The organism is Priestia sp. SIMBA_032, from assembly GCF_046535215.1.
GTDB classification, from domain to species: Bacteria; Bacillota; Bacilli; order Bacillales; family Bacillaceae_H; genus Priestia; species Priestia aryabhattai.
Genome location: NZ_JAWRXD010000001.1, coordinates 173913 through 190356, shown reverse-complemented (window position 1 = coordinate 190356; position 16444 = coordinate 173913). Strand labels below are relative to the sequence as shown.

The 16444-nt window shown below is 32.5% G+C and carries 16 protein-coding genes and 3 pseudogenes; 13 read left to right on the top strand and 6 right to left on the bottom strand.

Annotated features, from left to right (window positions below; translation table 11 throughout):
* Positions 1-184 precede the first annotated feature (184 nt).
* Positions 185-544 carry a winged helix-turn-helix transcriptional regulator gene (locus SB717_RS00985; RefSeq protein WP_074678051.1) on the top strand — a complete coding sequence of 120 codons (360 nt, stop codon included), beginning with the start codon at positions 185-187 and terminating at the stop codon, positions 542-544.
* A gap of 254 nt (positions 545-798) precedes the next feature.
* Here the strand turns inward: SB717_RS00985 and nfsA are convergent, their stop codons facing one another.
* Positions 799-1539 carry an oxygen-insensitive NADPH nitroreductase gene (gene nfsA, locus SB717_RS00980; RefSeq protein WP_410903011.1) on the bottom strand — a complete coding sequence of 247 codons (741 nt, stop codon included), beginning with the start codon at positions 1537-1539 and terminating at the stop codon, positions 799-801.
* Between the two features lie 525 nt (positions 1540-2064).
* On the opposite strand from nfsA, the gene SB717_RS00975 reads away from it, so the two are divergent.
* The 7 genes and pseudogenes from SB717_RS00975 (at position 2065) to SB717_RS00945 (ending at position 8303) form a co-directional block, all read left to right on the top strand.
* A complete protein-coding gene (locus tag SB717_RS00975) occupies positions 2065-2655 on the top strand; it encodes a TetR/AcrR family transcriptional regulator (protein WP_176547854.1) in 591 nt (196 codons plus the stop codon).
* 67 nt (positions 2656-2722) lie between these two features.
* Positions 2723-3079, top strand: coding sequence for an MmcQ/YjbR family DNA-binding protein (locus SB717_RS00970; RefSeq protein ID WP_410903010.1), 357 nt, complete (start codon positions 2723-2725; stop codon positions 3077-3079).
* Positions 3060-4037 carry an NAD(P)H-dependent flavin oxidoreductase gene (locus SB717_RS00965; RefSeq protein ID WP_074678043.1) on the top strand — a complete coding sequence of 326 codons (978 nt, stop codon included), beginning with the start codon at positions 3060-3062 and terminating at the stop codon, positions 4035-4037. Before SB717_RS00970 ends, SB717_RS00965 begins: the two co-directional genes overlap by 20 nt.
* 389 nt (positions 4038-4426) lie before the next feature.
* Positions 4427-4681, top strand: a pseudogene (locus SB717_RS00960) (CBO0543 family protein); the annotation flags it as partial.
* 1285 nt (positions 4682-5966) lie between these two features.
* Entirely contained in the window at positions 5967-6791 is an 825-nt protein-coding gene (locus SB717_RS00955) for an MBL fold metallo-hydrolase (protein WP_410903009.1), read from the top strand.
* A gap of 247 nt (positions 6792-7038) precedes the next feature.
* On the top strand, positions 7039-7356 hold the full coding sequence (locus tag SB717_RS00950) for an EamA family transporter (RefSeq protein ID WP_410903008.1): 318 nt from the start codon (positions 7039-7041) through the stop codon (positions 7354-7356).
* Positions 7357-7899: 543 nt separating this feature from the next.
* Positions 7900-8303: pseudogene (locus SB717_RS00945) on the top strand (GNAT family N-acetyltransferase).
* Between the two features lie 110 nt (positions 8304-8413).
* On the opposite strand, the gene SB717_RS00940 reads toward SB717_RS00945, so the two are convergent.
* A complete protein-coding gene (locus SB717_RS00940; protein WP_410903007.1) occupies positions 8414-8554 on the bottom strand; it encodes a hypothetical protein in 141 nt (46 codons plus the stop codon).
* Between the two features lie 184 nt (positions 8555-8738).
* Between SB717_RS00940 and SB717_RS00935 the strand changes: the two genes are divergently transcribed.
* Positions 8739-9257 (top strand): DinB family protein, encoded by a 519-nt coding sequence (locus tag SB717_RS00935; RefSeq protein ID WP_410903006.1) that lies wholly within the window; start codon positions 8739-8741, stop codon positions 9255-9257.
* 45 nt (positions 9258-9302) lie between these two features.
* Positions 9303-9842: a DUF1697 domain-containing protein gene (locus SB717_RS00930; protein WP_410903432.1), complete on the top strand. Its 540-nt coding sequence runs from the start codon at positions 9303-9305 to the stop codon at positions 9840-9842.
* A gap of 572 nt (positions 9843-10414) precedes the next feature.
* Here SB717_RS00930 and SB717_RS00925 read toward each other — a convergent pair.
* The gene (locus SB717_RS00925; protein WP_410903005.1) at positions 10415-10750 is read right to left on the bottom strand and encodes a hypothetical protein; all 336 of its coding nucleotides are present in this window, start codon (positions 10748-10750) and stop codon (positions 10415-10417) included.
* 307 nt (positions 10751-11057) lie between these two features.
* On the bottom strand, positions 11058-11618 hold the full coding sequence (locus SB717_RS00920) for an MEDS domain-containing protein (protein ID WP_074678032.1): 561 nt from the start codon (positions 11616-11618) through the stop codon (positions 11058-11060).
* 393 nt (positions 11619-12011) lie between these two features.
* Between SB717_RS00920 and SB717_RS00915 the strand changes: the two genes are divergently transcribed.
* The 3 genes from SB717_RS00915 (at position 12012) to SB717_RS00905 (ending at position 14950) form a co-directional block, all read left to right on the top strand.
* The gene (locus SB717_RS00915) at positions 12012-12854 is read left to right on the top strand and encodes an STAS domain-containing protein (RefSeq protein WP_098621336.1); all 843 of its coding nucleotides are present in this window, start codon (positions 12012-12014) and stop codon (positions 12852-12854) included.
* An 80-nt stretch (positions 12855-12934) separates the two neighbouring features.
* Positions 12935-13753, top strand: a complete 819-nt coding sequence (locus SB717_RS00910; RefSeq protein ID WP_098621335.1) for an STAS domain-containing protein — start codon at positions 12935-12937, stop codon at positions 13751-13753.
* Positions 13754-14215: 462 nt separating this feature from the next.
* Entirely contained in the window at positions 14216-14950 is a 735-nt protein-coding gene (locus SB717_RS00905; protein ID WP_410903004.1) for an alpha/beta fold hydrolase, read from the top strand.
* A gap of 43 nt (positions 14951-14993) precedes the next feature.
* On the opposite strand, the pseudogene SB717_RS00900 reads toward SB717_RS00905, so the two are convergent.
* A pseudogene (locus SB717_RS00900) lies at positions 14994-15542 on the bottom strand (DUF2268 domain-containing putative Zn-dependent protease); the annotation flags it as partial.
* 281 nt (positions 15543-15823) lie between these two features.
* A complete protein-coding gene (locus SB717_RS00895; protein WP_074684439.1) occupies positions 15824-16387 on the bottom strand; it encodes a methyltransferase family protein in 564 nt (187 codons plus the stop codon).
* Between the last annotated feature and the right edge of the window lie 57 nt (positions 16388-16444).

Genomic DNA, 16444 nt, shown 5'->3' with positions numbered 1-16444 from the left:
TGCTTAAGGTTGCACAATTATATGTCTATCAAACCTTAAGCATATATTCATTAGAAATTAAAAGCTTATTGAGTATTTTGGTTACATATACTAGAATAAAATCATTTCTCACTTTTTTAAAGTAGGCAATAAAAATTGCCGTAGTACATTTTTTTGTACCTAACAGTAGAAAGCAGGTGAAAAGGTGTCAAGAATATGCAAGGATGGATTCGACAAAGAATGTATAAGAGACCAGAGAGAAGTATATGGTATTGCCTATACCCAAAATATACTTTCAGGACGTTGGAAGTATATTATCCTTTGGTTTTTAAAAGCCAAAGAACGTCGTTATAGTGAAATTAAAGCTTTTTTATGGGATATTTCGCAAGGTTCTCTGACAAAACAGTTAAGAGAACTAGAAACAGATGGACTAATTCAACGAGAGGTTTTTCCTGAGGTACCTCCACGTGTAGAATATTCCTTAACAATTAAAGGACGAGAATTTATTCCAATACTTGATATGATGGAGAACTTCGGCAAAAAATTCGGGGAGAAACCTGAGTGAAATAATAAGCAGAGAGCCTTATATATGTAAGCATGAATGCTAATTTATATAAAAAATGTTAGAACAAAGAGCGTAAATCCTTTGTCATTCATTGGGTTTACGCTCTTTCTTTTCCTTTAAATATGGTTTTATGGAAAACAATTTCTATTTGTACAAAAACCTATTACTTTAATTTGAGTTAGTTTTAATCTAGGTAACATTAAAAAGTGGTTAACATTCCGGAGCCTAGTGTGTTTTACGTGAATTGTAAAAGTTTATTTTTTAGCAAATCCTTGTTTGTTTAAATATTCAAGCATAAAAGGCAGTTTACTTCTTTCAAGATGATCCTCAATATGATCTTTCCATCCCTTTACTTTCTTTACTGTGAAAGGAGCTTTAACAGGACGATCCTGATAATACTCACGCATCTGTTGATCATACAGTGCTAATTTTTCTTCATCCAATGGTTGATACTGATTATCAAACATGACCATTGATTGAGGCAAGCGTGGTTTTAGTCCAGGTTTCTCTCCTGCAGGATGCCCAATGCATAGCCCTACTAGAGGAACCACATATTTTGGCAAATTTAATACTTCGGTTAATTTTGCAATATTAGCTCTTACTCCACCAATATAGACACCACCGAGCCCCATTGATTCAGCTGCTGTTAAGGCATTTTGAGCCATAAGCCCAGCATCAAATGAACCTATCAAAAGGTACTCAATGTAGTCCAGGTCTACTTTAGGAGCTATTTGATGATTTCGGTTAAAATCTGCACAAAAAATCCAAAACTCTGCTGCTGCTTCAATATAAGGTTGATTCACAGAGAGTTGCGTCACTTGTTTTCGAAGATCTGGGTCTGTAACCCTAATGATAGAAACGGCCTGTAAAAGACTGAAAGATGAAGTTTGATTAGCAGCCTTAAAGATTGCATCTCGTTGTTCCTCTGTCAAAGGTTGATCTGTAAAAGAACGAATAGAGGTATGATTAGAAAGTAATTCAATTGTATTATTCATATTAACATTCTTCCTTCCTTTCTTTCCTAAATATTAAATTCATAACTAATTTTGTAATGATTGCCGAATTCGATTGGAACTATTTGTAAAGGGTAATTTCACTTGCATAGACTATAATAAAATCATTACTCTTATTTATGAAGAGGGCAATTTTAATTGCTCTAGTACTATTTTTTGTACCTAACAGTAGAAAAAGGGTTTAAAGACGCTTAGATTATGTAATGTTGATTTTTCAAGAAATTTCATAAATGAATAAAACGACGTATGACCATACTCGCTAACTTCAAAAGAATTTTATTTGTCTGTATTATTGGAATAACGCAAGGAAATATAGGTTTATAGCGTTAAGAAATTCCTATTAAAAAGTCCGTAAAAGTGTACTTTTACGGACTTTTTCCAAGCTATTTATATCCTTTTGTTGATTATAATAACTAATGTAAATGAGATATGAAATTTATCTATAATTGACCATCAAGATAAATACTGGTAACATAAACTGACGAACGTTCGGAAGGAGACGAGATTGTGACATTTAATCAACTTAAAGAAGCATCCCTAAGACAGTTTGCACTAAATGGTTATGAAGGAACGTCATTATCATCCCTTGCTAATGAAGTTGGAATTAAAAAGCAATCTATATATACATATTTTAAAAGCAAAGAAGAGCTTTTTGTTTACTCTTTCAATGAATCTCTATCACGTGAACTACATTTTATAGAAGGCTTTTTTGACGGAACCAATCGTATGTTACCCCTAGAGAAGTTATTATATAAGTTCTTAATAGAGTATTTAAATCGATATGACAGAGATTTTAACACAAGCTTTTTTATCCGAACCTCATTTTTCCCTCCACAGCATCTCAGGGAGCTGATAGTACGTGACTCTTATCAATTAACAAATAATTTAGAGCATTTATTAGAAATATTATTTAAAGAAAAAGAGCCTTTATTACATTCCCAATTTAGCGCTGATACTGCTACAGCAGCGTATCTGACTATTCTAGACGGTTTATTTGTAGAAATGTTGTATGGAGGAAGATCAGAGCGTTTAGAGAAAAGAATCTCTTCAACTTGGGATGTCTTTTGGCAAGGAATTAATGGTGGTAAACGAGAATAGCCATCAAGCTTTCTTAACTTTCATTTACGTAAATCTTTATTCATAACAAATGAAAGGATGAAAATTCATGAAAAGTAGACAAGAAGCTGTTAATTACTGCATGAAATATAGGGATGTATTTGAAGACCAACCGTTTCGTGATAAAAATTGGACTACCATTAGGCATACAGAAAATCAAAAAGTCTTTGCATGGATTTTTGAGAGAGACAATCATATTTGGATAAATTTAAAAGGTGAACCAGAGGTAAATCGTCGTTTACGTCAAATTTATCATTCCGTAGTACCAGCATATCACCTTAATAAAGAACATTGGAATTCTATCATTCTAGATGGTACCGTACCAGAAAAAGAAATATATGAAATGGTTAAAACAAGCTATCATTTAACGAAGGAGAGGAGAACTTATGAAAACAAGAATAACTGAAATCTTAGGAATCCAATATCCAATCATTCAAGGAGGATTAGCCTACTTAGCTTATGCTGAATTAGCTTCAGCCGTCTCTAATGCTGGTGGACTTGGGCAAATTACAGCTGCGACTTTAGGAACTCCAGAAAAGCTTCGAGAGGAAATTCGTAAAGTACGTAAGCTCACTGATAAGCCCTTTGGTGTAAATTTTGCAATTGCGAGACATGATGGAAAGTATAAAGACTTGCTTGAAGTTGCTATCGAGGAGAAGGTACCGGCTATCTCTGTAACGGGAGGTAATCCTCAACCCGTTTTTGAACGAATAAAAGGAGAAAATATTAAAACCCTTGTTCTAGTTTCGGGAGTTAGACAAGCACAAAAGGCTGAGGAACTTGGGGCTGATGCCGTAATGGCAGTAGGACAAGAAGGTGGTGGTCACTTAGGACGAGATGATATTGGTACAATGGTCCTTATCCCTCGTGTAGTTGAATCTGTGTCAATTCCTGTACTAGCTAGTGGAGGGATTGGAGATGGAAGAGGCTTATTGGCAGCCTTCGCCCTTGGAGCCGAAGGAATAGAAATGGGAACAAGGTTTATCGCTACGCAAGAGTGTGTACATGCAAACCCTGTATACAAAGAAGCACTTGTGACTGGAAAAGAGACAGACACAGTTATTATCAAGAAAACTTTAGGGCATCCTGGGCGTGTTTTAGAATCAAAATATACTAACGATATTATTGAACGTGAGCACAAAGGAGCAACTTATGAAGATTTAAAAGATATGGTCAGTGGTAAGGCAAACTGCAAATATATTTACAATGGGAATGAAGGGAAAGGTTTTGGTTGGGCTGGACAAGTTATTGGACTAATTAATGATGTTCCTACAGTTCAAGAATTATTTGATGAGATGATTTCTACAGCTGAACAAGGGAAGCAGCGTTTGATAAACATTTTAGAAACAACAAAGAACTGTTAATAGTGTTCCAGCTTTAAGTAATATGTAATAACTAAAATCGGAAATTTTAAATTATATTTGGCTTATTAGCGATAACAAAATAAAACAGATGTGAAAACTTATTCGTTGTTGGCTAATTTACATTTTAATTTTATAAACAGCCATACTAATTGTATTCAATTTATTTAGTAATCAAAGGTGGAAGTCTAATAATGATGTATGTCTTTCTGTGCTTTTTAGTTTTTAATTTACTAGCATTTTTCGTACCTAAAAGGTTAGTTCCAATTGAAATATATGCTACATGTGTTTTTGCCTACGCTTATGGGGTAACAACAGATTTAGTGTTAGATCTACATTACAATCTATATGGTTATCTTCAAAAAGGATTTCAATAGTTATCGCTTTTAGCAGTTATTATGTATTTTCCTTCTATCAGTTTTTTATTTTTAAATTTTTATCCATTTAACAAAGGTTTAAGAAGAGTAGTACTTTATATTTTAGGATGGACACTTTTTTCTGTTGTATTTGAATGGTTCTTAGTTAACACGGACTTTTTTTATTATAATGGCTGGAAATTACTATATTCAGCTTTAGTATACCCAATCATTTTTCTTATTCTTGTAAGTAACTTGAAATTGGTAAGAAAAATAAGGGCTAGTAAATAATAATTGTCCCCTTGAAATTTGATGTGTTCCGAAAAATGGTTTTATGTCGACTAGCTCTGTATATCTTATACAGCTTAAAAAAACGAAAAACCAACCTCTGAGTCCTAAAGGTTGGTTTTTCTGCTCTTGGAGAAGAGATTCGTGTTGGATATTGGATGCCTCACGGCGTCATAAGTAGTTTGCTCAAGATAAAAAGAATTCATGTAAAGAAAAACAAAGAATTAGTGTTTTCTCATTATTAGTATTTTAACAACTTTGTTTATAGTTTTTTCTGATTCCTATAACCGTTTTTGGGTAGTTACTAAAGAACTTTGAACAGATAACGGTGTAAGTACTTTACTACTCTTTACTTCCGTACATACTAGATGACCTATCCCCTCTTTCCATTGAATCGTACATTTAAAATTCCCAAAGAACCCATTCCTTGTCTGTAAAATTAGATTTTTTGTTACAGGGTCGAAGTTAGTACTCAGTGATAGCATTACTATAGCTTTATTCCGGTCTTCTTTATGAATGATCGTCCATATATTAGATATAGGATGAAAATATGAATGTGTTATGTTTGAAGAATATAGAATTGCACCCTCTTGATTGATTTGAAAATAAGGAACAGGAATCCATTTAGTTGTAGAAGTATCCATATTCTAGCTCCTTTACATTAATTAATCTTTTTACTTACCATATCATATCCAAGTAAGTTTTAGATGTACCAATAAAGCACATTATGGTAACTAACCTTGTATATTCTATACAACATAAAAACGGAAAAAACTACTGCTCCTGTACAGTAGTTCTCCTAGTCGTTGAAATATAGATGTTATGTTGATAATGCTCTATTGCATCTTGAGTAGTTTGCTCATATTGCTATTTATTATTCTTTTTATAATCTTAAATAAAAAAAGAAACAGATCTAAAAAGACTGTCTCTTGTAAAATTTCAATCCATCGTAGTACTTTGCCCCTTTTATTGAAAATGAAACATGAAATATGATTATTTTTTATAAAACTTATTTTACTTCTGATAACTCACATTACGTTAACTAAAGATGTATACACACGCATGTAGCCAAACTTCATATTAATCCTCTCCTCTACCGAATATTGTTACAAATATTATTGTTGTTATAGCTACTATGCAAGTTTACTAAGTTAAAAGCATATCATTAATCACCCTAACAAAAACGCACATTTTTGTTAAGGCAGTTATAAAAAAGTCTACTTTATAAAAATTAGCGATTATTTATGGTGTCATTTGAATTAAAAATAAAGAAAGGGAGTGTAAACATATGCCAAATTATATTTGTACTACATGCGGTGTCCAATATCCTCAAAGACAAGAAGCTCCAGTAGATTGTCTGATTTGTAATGAGGAGAGACAATACGTAAATCCTTTAGGACAATCATGGACGACATTAGAAGCTATGCAACAAGGTAACTCTTTTAAAAATGAAATTCTTCCAGAAGAGGAAAATTTATATAGTATTACAACAAATCCTGAATTTGCAATTGGTCAAACAGCTTTTCTCATCCAAAATCAAGGCTTTAATATGTTATGGGACTGTATTACATATTTAGATGAGAAAACTATCGAGAAAATTGATAATTTGGGTGGAATCCAAGCAATTGCTCTTTCTCATCCACATTATTACTCTACACAAGTTGAATGGGCAGAGACATTTAATGCCCCTATCTATATCCATGAGGATGATAAGGAGTGGATAGTGCGACAAAGTGATAAAATTAAATTTTGGTCAGGCGAATCCCTTGAATTAACAAATGGTATAACCCTATACCGACTGGGCGGTCATTTTAAAGGAGGAGCTGTCTTACATTGGAAAAATGGAGACAATAATAAAGGAATTTTATTTACTGGTGATATTATGCAAGTAGCTGCCGACCGTCAGTGGGTAAGCTTTATGTACAGTTACCCAAATTTCATTCCACTTCCAGCAAGCAAAGTAAGAGAGATGGCAGATAAAGTTAAAGATTTATCGTTTAACTGTATTTATAATGCATTTAATCGAGTAGTAATGGAAAATGCAGAACAAGCTGTTCAGAAATCAGCAAATCGGTATATCAAAGCAATAGAGGGGACACTGTTTAATACATGAGATGTAAATGTTCTAGATTCTTTATCAGTAATTGGAGTTATTTACTTAATGATGATGAGTGGATCAGGGGCTGAAACAGCGAATTTAGTCGGTAGTGCATTTATGATCATATCTGCCATCACAAATGCTTTGTATAATGTTCTAGCAAGAAAGCTTACACAACGCTATTCCTTATTAACCATAACGTATATCATGACATTGTTTGGATTTATAGCGTTTAATGTTATAGCAATTAGAAACCATGTGATTGATTGAAGGAACAACAGGAGAGTTTTTTCAACCATTTTCAAACATAAAATTTTTATTAGCTATTTTATATCTAGGGATATTGTCATCACTTGGGACCTCATACCTTTCAAACTATGCTTTGTCTAAAATAGCAGCAGCTCAAATGAGTGTTTTCAGTAACGTTGCTACGCTAATTACCATTATTGCCGGTGTTTTATTCTTAAACGAGGTGTTTCATTTTTATCACTTAATTGGTGGAATTATGATTATCATTGGTGTAATTAGGACAAACTTCGCCGGTAAAAAAAGTAAAAAGGATTCAAAAGAATACCTATAAAAGTTGTACAAGTAATGATTGAAGAGATAAGCATCAATCATTTCAGTGGCGGTGAGACGCTACTTAACAACAAGTAAATTAATGCAAAAAAGCAATCAAATTAGACTATAATTATTTGATTGCTTTTTTCTTTTTTTATTATTAGTTAAATAAAAACAAAGATGTTGTTCTTTTATAAACTGTTCTTATATATAAAAAATTTAAAAATAAATATTGTAATTGATTCTACTCATAAAAAAATATAACTTAATCATAATTCCTATAATTTAATAGGTAAATGATAAAGTACTTTATATATTATTAAAGTTTTACTATTTACACTAAGTGACGACAAATTAGTTCTTATTCCACAAGTATTATAAAGAAGGTTCTTAAACAATCGGGCGCTATCCTGGAACAAGAATAAGCGCTCATTTTCATTTTGGGACCAGGTTTTTGAAGATCAGAAGGTTTTTAGACTTACAATGATGAATGAACTAAGAAGAATTAAAAAAACATGTTGATATTAATCTGTAAAAATATAATAAATTAGGAGGTGCTTAAATGGGAACTATCCAATATACATTAGAACCCCCTGAGGATTTTTCGCAATTACAAAACTTATATGATTTTTTAGGATGGAATTCACTCAAATTAACAGTCCATGAATTGGAACAAATGTGCAATCAAAGCTGGTATGCAATTTATGCTTTCAATGAAAAAAAATGGTGGGTATGGGGCGGGTTATATCAGATGGTGTGGTTATTGGAATTATTTGCGGAGTCAGTGTGCTGCCGAATTATCAAACCAAGGGTATCGGCAAAGAAATGTTAAATCGAATAATTCAACATTGTGAACAAAATCGAGTTATACCTCAACTTTTGTGTGTAGAAAATTTAGAATCATATTATGAATCTTTTGGATTTAAGAAATTTTCAATTGGAATGACAAGCAATATAAAACGATAAACGCTTAACACCAATAGACGACCTATTCCTTCTGTTCAGAAAGATAAAGTCACCTACACGATTTTTGCATTCATTATTATTTACCCTTTCACTTTTTCTTATTTATAAATTTATTGATTTACATGTCCCTGTTCTAACTGATCTACTACATCTTCCTGACATTCATTGATAAATAAATAGGTAAGGTATGAATGTAAATCAAATCTTCCTTCATTAATAAACGTAGAGAAAACCTGTTTATATTCGCTCAATAGTTTGGCCTCCTTTATGCAAGTTCCTATTTTTGATTATTGCCTCACTAGCAATCTCTTACACATACAAATTAACAAAATATTTTATATGATAAGCTATTTTCGTCTTGTACTGGCTCCGCCTACGCCATGTGCAATACTATCCAACCTAATATTCATTATATTTAAGAGGAGGGGGATCTCGTTGAAAAAAAGAGCTTTAATGGTATTTTCATTACCAGAATATAAAGAAGAAATTGGCCGATGGCTGGGGTGTTTAGAAGATGTTCGCCGTACGCTTCTAACACAATTAAATGGAATCAGCCAGCGTATGCTCGATACAAAAATTGATGAAAGACAAACGATTAGTACACTATTGTATCATATTGCATTGATTGAGGCAGATTGGTTATATGAAGAGGTCCTTGTTACCGAATGGGATCCCGAAATACGTTCTTTGTTTTCATTAGCAGTTCGTTCTGAAGATGGCTTTTTAGCCCACATTGAGGGACAAAGCTTAGAAGAGCATTTTTACCGCCTTCATAAGGTACGAGAAGCATTTCTTTCCCACTTTTGTTCAATGGACTTAACAGACTGGCGTAAACCAAGGATACTTGAACATTACGACGTTACACCTGAGTGGGTTGTTTACCATTTGATTGAACATGAATCTCATCATAGAGGTCAAATTTTCCAACTACTTAGAGAATTAAGAAACGATTAAGATGTTAAAGTAAAATAATGAAATAAAACAAAAGAGGTGCCAAAAATAACTATTTATATTGCTTTATTACGGGGCATTAACGTAGGTGGACACAAATTAATAAAGATGCAAGAATTAAAGGACGTATTAACAAACATGGGATTAGATAAAGTCAAAACCTACATTCAAAGTGGAAATGTAATATTTCATTCTGAAAGAAATGCAGAACAATTAGAAGAACAAATGGAGCAAGAGATTAGAAGGGCTTTCGGTTTTTCTGTCATTATTATCTTAAGAACAGCTTCAGAATGGGAACAAATTATTAACAATTGCCCTTATCCAGTTAACTCGTTATCGGAAGGGGAGAGTGTACATATATCGTTGTTAGCTGAAGAACCTTCTAAGGAATGCATAAATCATTTACTCGAATATAAAAGCGAGATGGAGCAATGTTGCATAAGGAGCAGAGAGATTTATTTATATTTGCAACAAAGTATTCGGCATTCTAAGATTTCTGCTCAACTTCAGAAGGTAGGTGTTCCAGGAACATCTCGCAATTGGAAAACCATTAACAAGCTCGGAACTATGTTAAATGAAATACAATAAGTAGTTTGAAAAAATCTATATAATTTCGTTGTTCAACTAATACGAAGAGGCTGTTAGTTATTTATTATGTATCTTGCGGAAAAATAGACAATTTTTCTACTTAACATAATGGATTTTATAAGAACCAAAAAAAAGCCGGAATCAGTTAGAAAAATGTTTTTTTTGTTCAAATATACATATGCTCTCTTTTGTTCGGAGTCATCGAAAAATGGTGGATGAGGAAAAGAGAGATTATTTTCTTTCAGTAAATGGCCTAACTATCAAAAGCAAATTCCTTATTTGTATAAAATTAGCTGCTTACTATGTGGGATATTTTATTGAATGCAAAGTATGGAAACATGTTGTTTAATACAATGTGAACGTAGCCAAACAGAAAATAAACCTTATAGAAGTTAGTAAAAAAAGGATCTTCGGTTGAAGGCCCTTTTTTTTATACTGCATGTTATAAAAAGCTAAATCCTATATAGTAAGAATTCGGCTTTATTTTTATTAAAAAATGATTAATATGTTTATTTGAAAACACGGATCCAGTTTAGTTAGTTAAATAAGAATATGTAAAAATTGATATCCTATTAGCAGGATATCATTAGAAGGGGAGAATTGAGATTATTTTCATTAGCTGATATCCATTTGGATAGTCTATCAAAAATAATCTGAGCTTGTTCTTTATTTAACGTGTCAACTTTTCCCCAAGCAGTGGAAATATAGCCCTCTACATAATCAGAATAGGAAATAGATTCGGCAGCAAGTGCCTTATAGAATAACGGATTACCACCTTTATCTACTTCACCCTTACATCTATAGTTTTCGAACTTCCAACCATTTTTTGTTTTCATAAACTGATAAATGTCATTTTGTCCCCATTTAGGGCTGTAAATTTGCATTTTAAATCTAGATGCACTAATCAATTTCAGATACCTCCTACCTCCCAAAAATATCATTTTTAAATAAGATTCTTTATATCTTTAACCTTAAAACATATATTTTATATATATATCTTTTTTACTATATATATACATAGTCCCTAACTATATTGCATTCGTCATACACAAGATAAATATAAAAACCCTCTACAATGAGGACAATAGAGGGCGAAAAACATATGCAACTAAATTTAAGTATCTAATTATACCACGTTTTTCAACTGCTAAAAACAAAAAATGATATTGGAATCAAAAAAGCCATGAATATGTAGATTCATAGCCATACTTTTAATTACCTATTATAAAGAGGAGAGATAAAAAACTTATCATCTGTCATAATGTATTGATGTAATTGCTGCAAAGTAGTATCCAAAGTAGAAGATAAAGACTCAGCAGCATAGGCACAAACTGAAATCATACCTTCCTCTTTAACAAAATTATCAGCAGTTGATTCAAATTCTTCTAACAAAAGAACATCTGGTTCCTCTGAAGCCCATTCTACGTGAGCCCATGTTCTTATTGGCGTATTTTTCATTTTCAACATAGACAAATCTTCTTGAAAATGAGTAAGAATGGTTTTGGTGTGAAAATCACCACTTGCCAAGTAATAATCAAAATTATTAACTAAACGAATAGCTTCTTGTTGTTGATGATTAAACTCTTTATCAATATTAGCTTTTAGTTGAGGAAGTGTCCTCATACTCTCAATTATCAATATACGTTGTTTACCCTCTAACCCATTCTTAATAAAACTCATTAAATTATTTATGTAAAATTGGTTGTTTTCATAACGGTAAAAGACATGGCCCTTATCAAATTGTTTGGAACTAGATATAGAATTAATTGTTTTCATAGTTCACCTCAGTATTATTTTAGCAAAAAATACCAAATGACTATAGAGTAATAAGGTGTATTTATTTGCGATAATTTTACATATTCTGACGTTAAATTTCCTTTAATATACTGAGTAAACCATCCAAATCGTAAGAGGGCATTAGCTTAACGTCTATATTCTTATGATGTTTATAATATGAAAAAGTTCTATTTACTGAATTGTTCATATTGTAGAAGGTTAATTAGACTTGGATATTTTTCCATTTTTAACATATTATATGATAAGTAATAAAGGCGAGAGTAGAGAACTTTATACTAATAAATTAACAAAAAAACAAGTATTTTGACATGTGGTGGTATAATTAATATAAAAAATTAGTTAATAGTCTCAACAGGCTTTTCGGAGGAAATTATGAAAGATGAAATAGGATTTTTAGGGGATAAAATTTTAGAATATAGATTTGAAATCGCTAATGAAGTACATGAAAATAGAATAATTGATCTTACGGAAGAAGAAAAAAAACAATTGGCTCCTTTTGAAGTGGAACTTATTAATATCCGAGCTCACTTTATAAGTCTATTTGGTGAAGTTCTTAAGGATCATCTTGATGAAGAGACGGCCCTCCAAAAATTTACACAATGGGGAAAAGAAACCGGGGAAATGTTTTGCAATCTGAAAGTGCCGTTGGATGAAGCGTTAAAAGATACAGGATATTATCGAACTTTCTTATGGAAGAAATTGAAGGAAGTAATAAAGAAAAACCATCTATCAATAGATACTGTATTTGAAGTAGGTGGAATTATTGATCCCCTGCTTGATCATGCTGCTTATTCTTTTAGTTTAAGTTATGTGCATTTCTATCAAATAACACTTGAACGTGCGCAAAGTGCATTTCTTGAATTATCGGTTCCAGTCGTTCCTTTAGCCAAAGGGATGGCTATTTTGCCTCTCATTGGAAATATAGATACAGAAAGAGCCAATTATCTAATGGAGGAAACGTTGAAGTCAGCGAATAGACTACAGCTTCACCGTTTAATAGTAGATTTATCGGGTGTTTATATTATAGATACCATGGTAGCAGATCGAATTTTTAAAGTGATAGACTCGTTAAAGCTTCTCGGTGTAGAAACAGTCTTAACAGGAATTCGTCCGGAAGTTGCACAGACCGTTATAAGTATTGGTATTGATTTTAGTAGTTTGACTATAAAATCCAGTTTACAAAAGGCGATACAAGATCTACTTATTAGTGTTTAAAACAATAAAACAGAGAAAGCACGAGATAAAATGACTACCTAAATGCATTCATGAATAAGAAGATGAGGGAGTGACAATTATTGAAAGGAATTATAGGCGTTGCTAAGTACTTAGATAATAACGCAGAAATGTTAGCAAATGAAATTGTTCAAGAAATTTCTCAGAGTCCTAACTTTAAGGCTCTAAAGGAGGAACTTGAACAAGCAATTATCGTCTATACTGAATTTATTCGGTTTTTAGGTGAAAGTCTCCTTAGCAGTGAAAACAACGTGCCTGAAGGGCTTGTTGAATGGAGTAGGACCAATGGTAAGTGTACAGCATCTCAAGGGGAGAGAATTTCTATTATTATTACACGCTATCCTCCTACCCGCCTGGTCTTTATCGATCGCCTTACTGAAATAAGTATAAAGCATGGACTTTCTTCAGAAGAAGTTGTATTTATTAATAAACGATTTAACTATTTGTTGGATATAAGTATCAACGAAACGCTTCTAGTGTTTGAACAAGTGAAAGATGAAATGGTTAAAAAGGCACAACAAGAGGTGTTGAAACTATCTGTTCCTGTAGTGCCCATTCAAGATAAAATTGCCGTTCTCCCACTAATTGGCTCTATTGATTCAGAAAGAGCTGAATATATCTTGGAGAATGTTATCTTAAAAATTCTTGAAATGAAGGTAGAGTATCTAATTGTTGATTTCTCAGGCATCTTAAATATAGACACTATAGCTGAACATTATCTCTTTGATATCTACAGTGTTCTTCGCTTGCAAGGTATTGAGGTCATGATGACTGGTATACGGCCTGAACTTGCCCAAGCTGTTGTTAAAAATGGAATTGATTTCTCATCTATTAGAACCTACGCAACGGTTAAACAAGCAATAGAAACTCTAAAAAGCTAGGAAATTAAATTTCCCCGATTTTTACAAACTGCAGGTTCAATCCAAAAAAGGAGGGGGCTGCAGAGGCGTCTCTTTTTTTGAAAACTTGTTTATACTCGACTAAACGCGGGTATATAGAAAACTAGCCGAGCTGTTTTTAGCAACCGAAGCTAAGTCGAAAACCTATAACCATAAATTTACGAAAGAGACCATCGGTTAAGATGGTTTTTTTCATGCGTTTACCTGTAGTTAAGACTTATACATACTGCAACTGTAGTCCAGAATGCTACGTTTGAGGATTATATTAGCCAGAGAGAAAGACAGAGTCATTATATAACAGAACCCCGATAATAACGTATGTATACTTCATACATACTTAGTTAAAATAATGTTGCTTATAGGAACTTTCAAATAAAAAGTATCTCTTATTCTTGCATTTATCTTATACTTAAAGATGATATGGATATATTTGGAGGTTGTTGCATGAAAGAAATTATTAAATCAAAAACTATGCAAGATATTGATGGTATTAAACTTTATTACGAATTCTTCGAAAAGCAAAATGAAAACTTAACTATTGTATTTGAATCTGGATATGGATGTACTTCTGATTACTGGGGACCAATAAAAGAGGGAATTTCAGAATTCGCACAGTTTTTTATCTACGATAGAGCAGGTTTAGGAGAAAGTGAACAAGATAATAGACCAAAAGACAGTAAACAGTCCATTGAAAATTTACATATGCTCTTACAAAAGGCCAACATCAAACCACCATATGTACTTGTAGGTCATTCACTTGGAGGAGCTAATGTAAGATTATATGCTAGTAAATATCCTGAAGAAATAGCAGGAATTATTCTTTTAGATTCCTGCCATGAAGATCAAAACAAAATTATGCCCCCATTATTCACTGAAGAAATGAGGTCTATTTATTTTAACCAGTTTTCAATCGAAGGTTCTATAGATGACATTGAAAAAAGCTTTGAACAAATAAGTGAAGTTAAATCATTAGGAGACGTACCTCTTACAGTTGTGAGCGCTGGCCTACAGTCTTATCACACAACGGAATCTTTTGCTGCATGGAATCTATTTCAACGTGATTTAACACGTTTATCAACGAAGAGTAAACATATTATTGTTAAAGAGGCAGGACATCTACTTCACGTTGATCAACCTCAGATTATCATCGAGATTATTAAAGAGGCATTACAGGAATAAAAAAAGTGGGAGAGAAGTATTATAATACTTCTCTCCCACTTTTTTAGAATAGATCAGAACCATGTATAATCTCCTTTGTAGAAAGAAGCGATGCTTCATAAATATTACTGTCAGTATTTTTCAAAAAGGCTTGGACAACTTCATAACCTACAGCATATCCAGCGCAAAAGGATAAGCCTACTGGTTGATATCCTTCCTGTTTAGCAATTTCATCACCAAACATATAACTGCTAACTTCAGCAAAACCTTTTGTGTTTAAAGCTTCTCCGATTACATAAATAGAGTACTCTAGGTCTTCCTTGTCCATACTCGTCACCCAAGGGCCTAGCTGCTCTACACCATATAATTCTTTTGCAAAAGATTCAGCTAAACCCTCTATTACTAAATAATCACCTACTGTGACGTTTCCATGATCCCAATCAAAATAAGAAAAACGAATATTATGATGAAACTCATGAGCAATAACAGCCGGAAGTCTAGGGATATTATAGCTATTTGGATAGACGGTTATCGTAATATACCCTGGTATTCCACCAAATCCAGAATATCCTTTATGAAGATGTAGCTTTATTGGATCTGCAACATATAAACCTACTATTGATTTTGAAAGAAATAAGATTGATTTTTATTTTAGAGATAGGGCTCGGAAAATACGGATTTACAATATAACGTTGAGACACTTTTTTTGAAATCAAACCCTGATTTATCTACACTAAGTAGAAGAATTAGGGTTTGACTTGCCTTATTATTTTCAAACTTTCTAATCCCCAAATATTCTTATCTTAAATTAACGCACCCTTTTGGCTATGTTAATCTTCCATTTTTACTTTTAATATGAATGAAAGACGTATCCTTTTTCAACACAAACTAGTACTAAATATATTTACGAACTTTTTTACAGTATGCTTCGTATTCTTCACCGTAAATCTTTTTCAAGGACTTTTCTTCAAGTTGAACCTGACGATTAAAAAGCCAAACTCCAGCAAATACGTACAATAATAATATCCAGTTTGGTAAAATTAAGAATGTTCCTATCAAAACAAACCCAAAAGCTGTGTAAATGGGATTACGGCTAATTGCAAAAACACCTGTTGTTATAAGTTCACCTGGTTTTTCTTCATCAATTCCAACTCTAAAACTTTTTCCAAATGAAATTATGCTCAACGAGAATAATACTAAACCCATCGTGCATAAAACTACACCTATCCAACTAAAGACTTCATTGCTAAATAGTTTAGTACCTAGTTTTGGCAAATCAAAAACACTAGAGAAAATAAGATAAAAAAACAGTACTGCAAATGGGATAATAAAGAAATCTTTTTTATCTAGCTCACCAAATTTAAAAACTTTAATTCCTTTCTTTTTCAACTGTTTAGCACGAATTATAACCATTATCATCATTAGAAATAAAGATACGATTGCAAAGTATCGTTGCATAATTCCCCCTCATTATTAACTATCCTACAATCTCTTTAATATTTATTACCTATTTAT

Bases quoted from the DNA above. Each gene is read 5' to 3' on its own strand.
- SB717_RS00915 (WP_098621336.1), top strand. From the start codon at position 12,012: ATGAAAGATGAAATAGGATTTTTAGGGGATAAAATTTTAGAATATAGA.
- SB717_RS00920 (WP_074678032.1), bottom strand. From the start codon at position 11,618: ATGAAAACAATTAATTCTATATCTAGTTCCAAACAATTTGATAAGGGC.
- SB717_RS00970 (WP_410903010.1), top strand. From the start codon at position 2,723: ATGAAAAGTAGACAAGAAGCTGTTAATTACTGCATGAAATATAGGGAT.
- SB717_RS00955 (WP_410903009.1), top strand. From the start codon at position 5,967: ATGCCAAATTATATTTGTACTACATGCGGTGTCCAATATCCTCAAAGA.
- SB717_RS00895 (WP_074684439.1), bottom strand. From the start codon at position 16,387: ATGCAACGATACTTTGCAATCGTATCTTTATTTCTAATGATGATAATG.
- SB717_RS00905 (WP_410903004.1), top strand. From the start codon at position 14,216: ATGAAAGAAATTATTAAATCAAAAACTATGCAAGATATTGATGGTATT.
- SB717_RS00965 (WP_074678043.1), top strand. From the start codon at position 3,060: ATGAAAACAAGAATAACTGAAATCTTAGGAATCCAATATCCAATCATT.
- nfsA (WP_410903011.1), bottom strand. From the start codon at position 1,539: ATGAATAATACAATTGAATTACTTTCTAATCATACCTCTATTCGTTCT.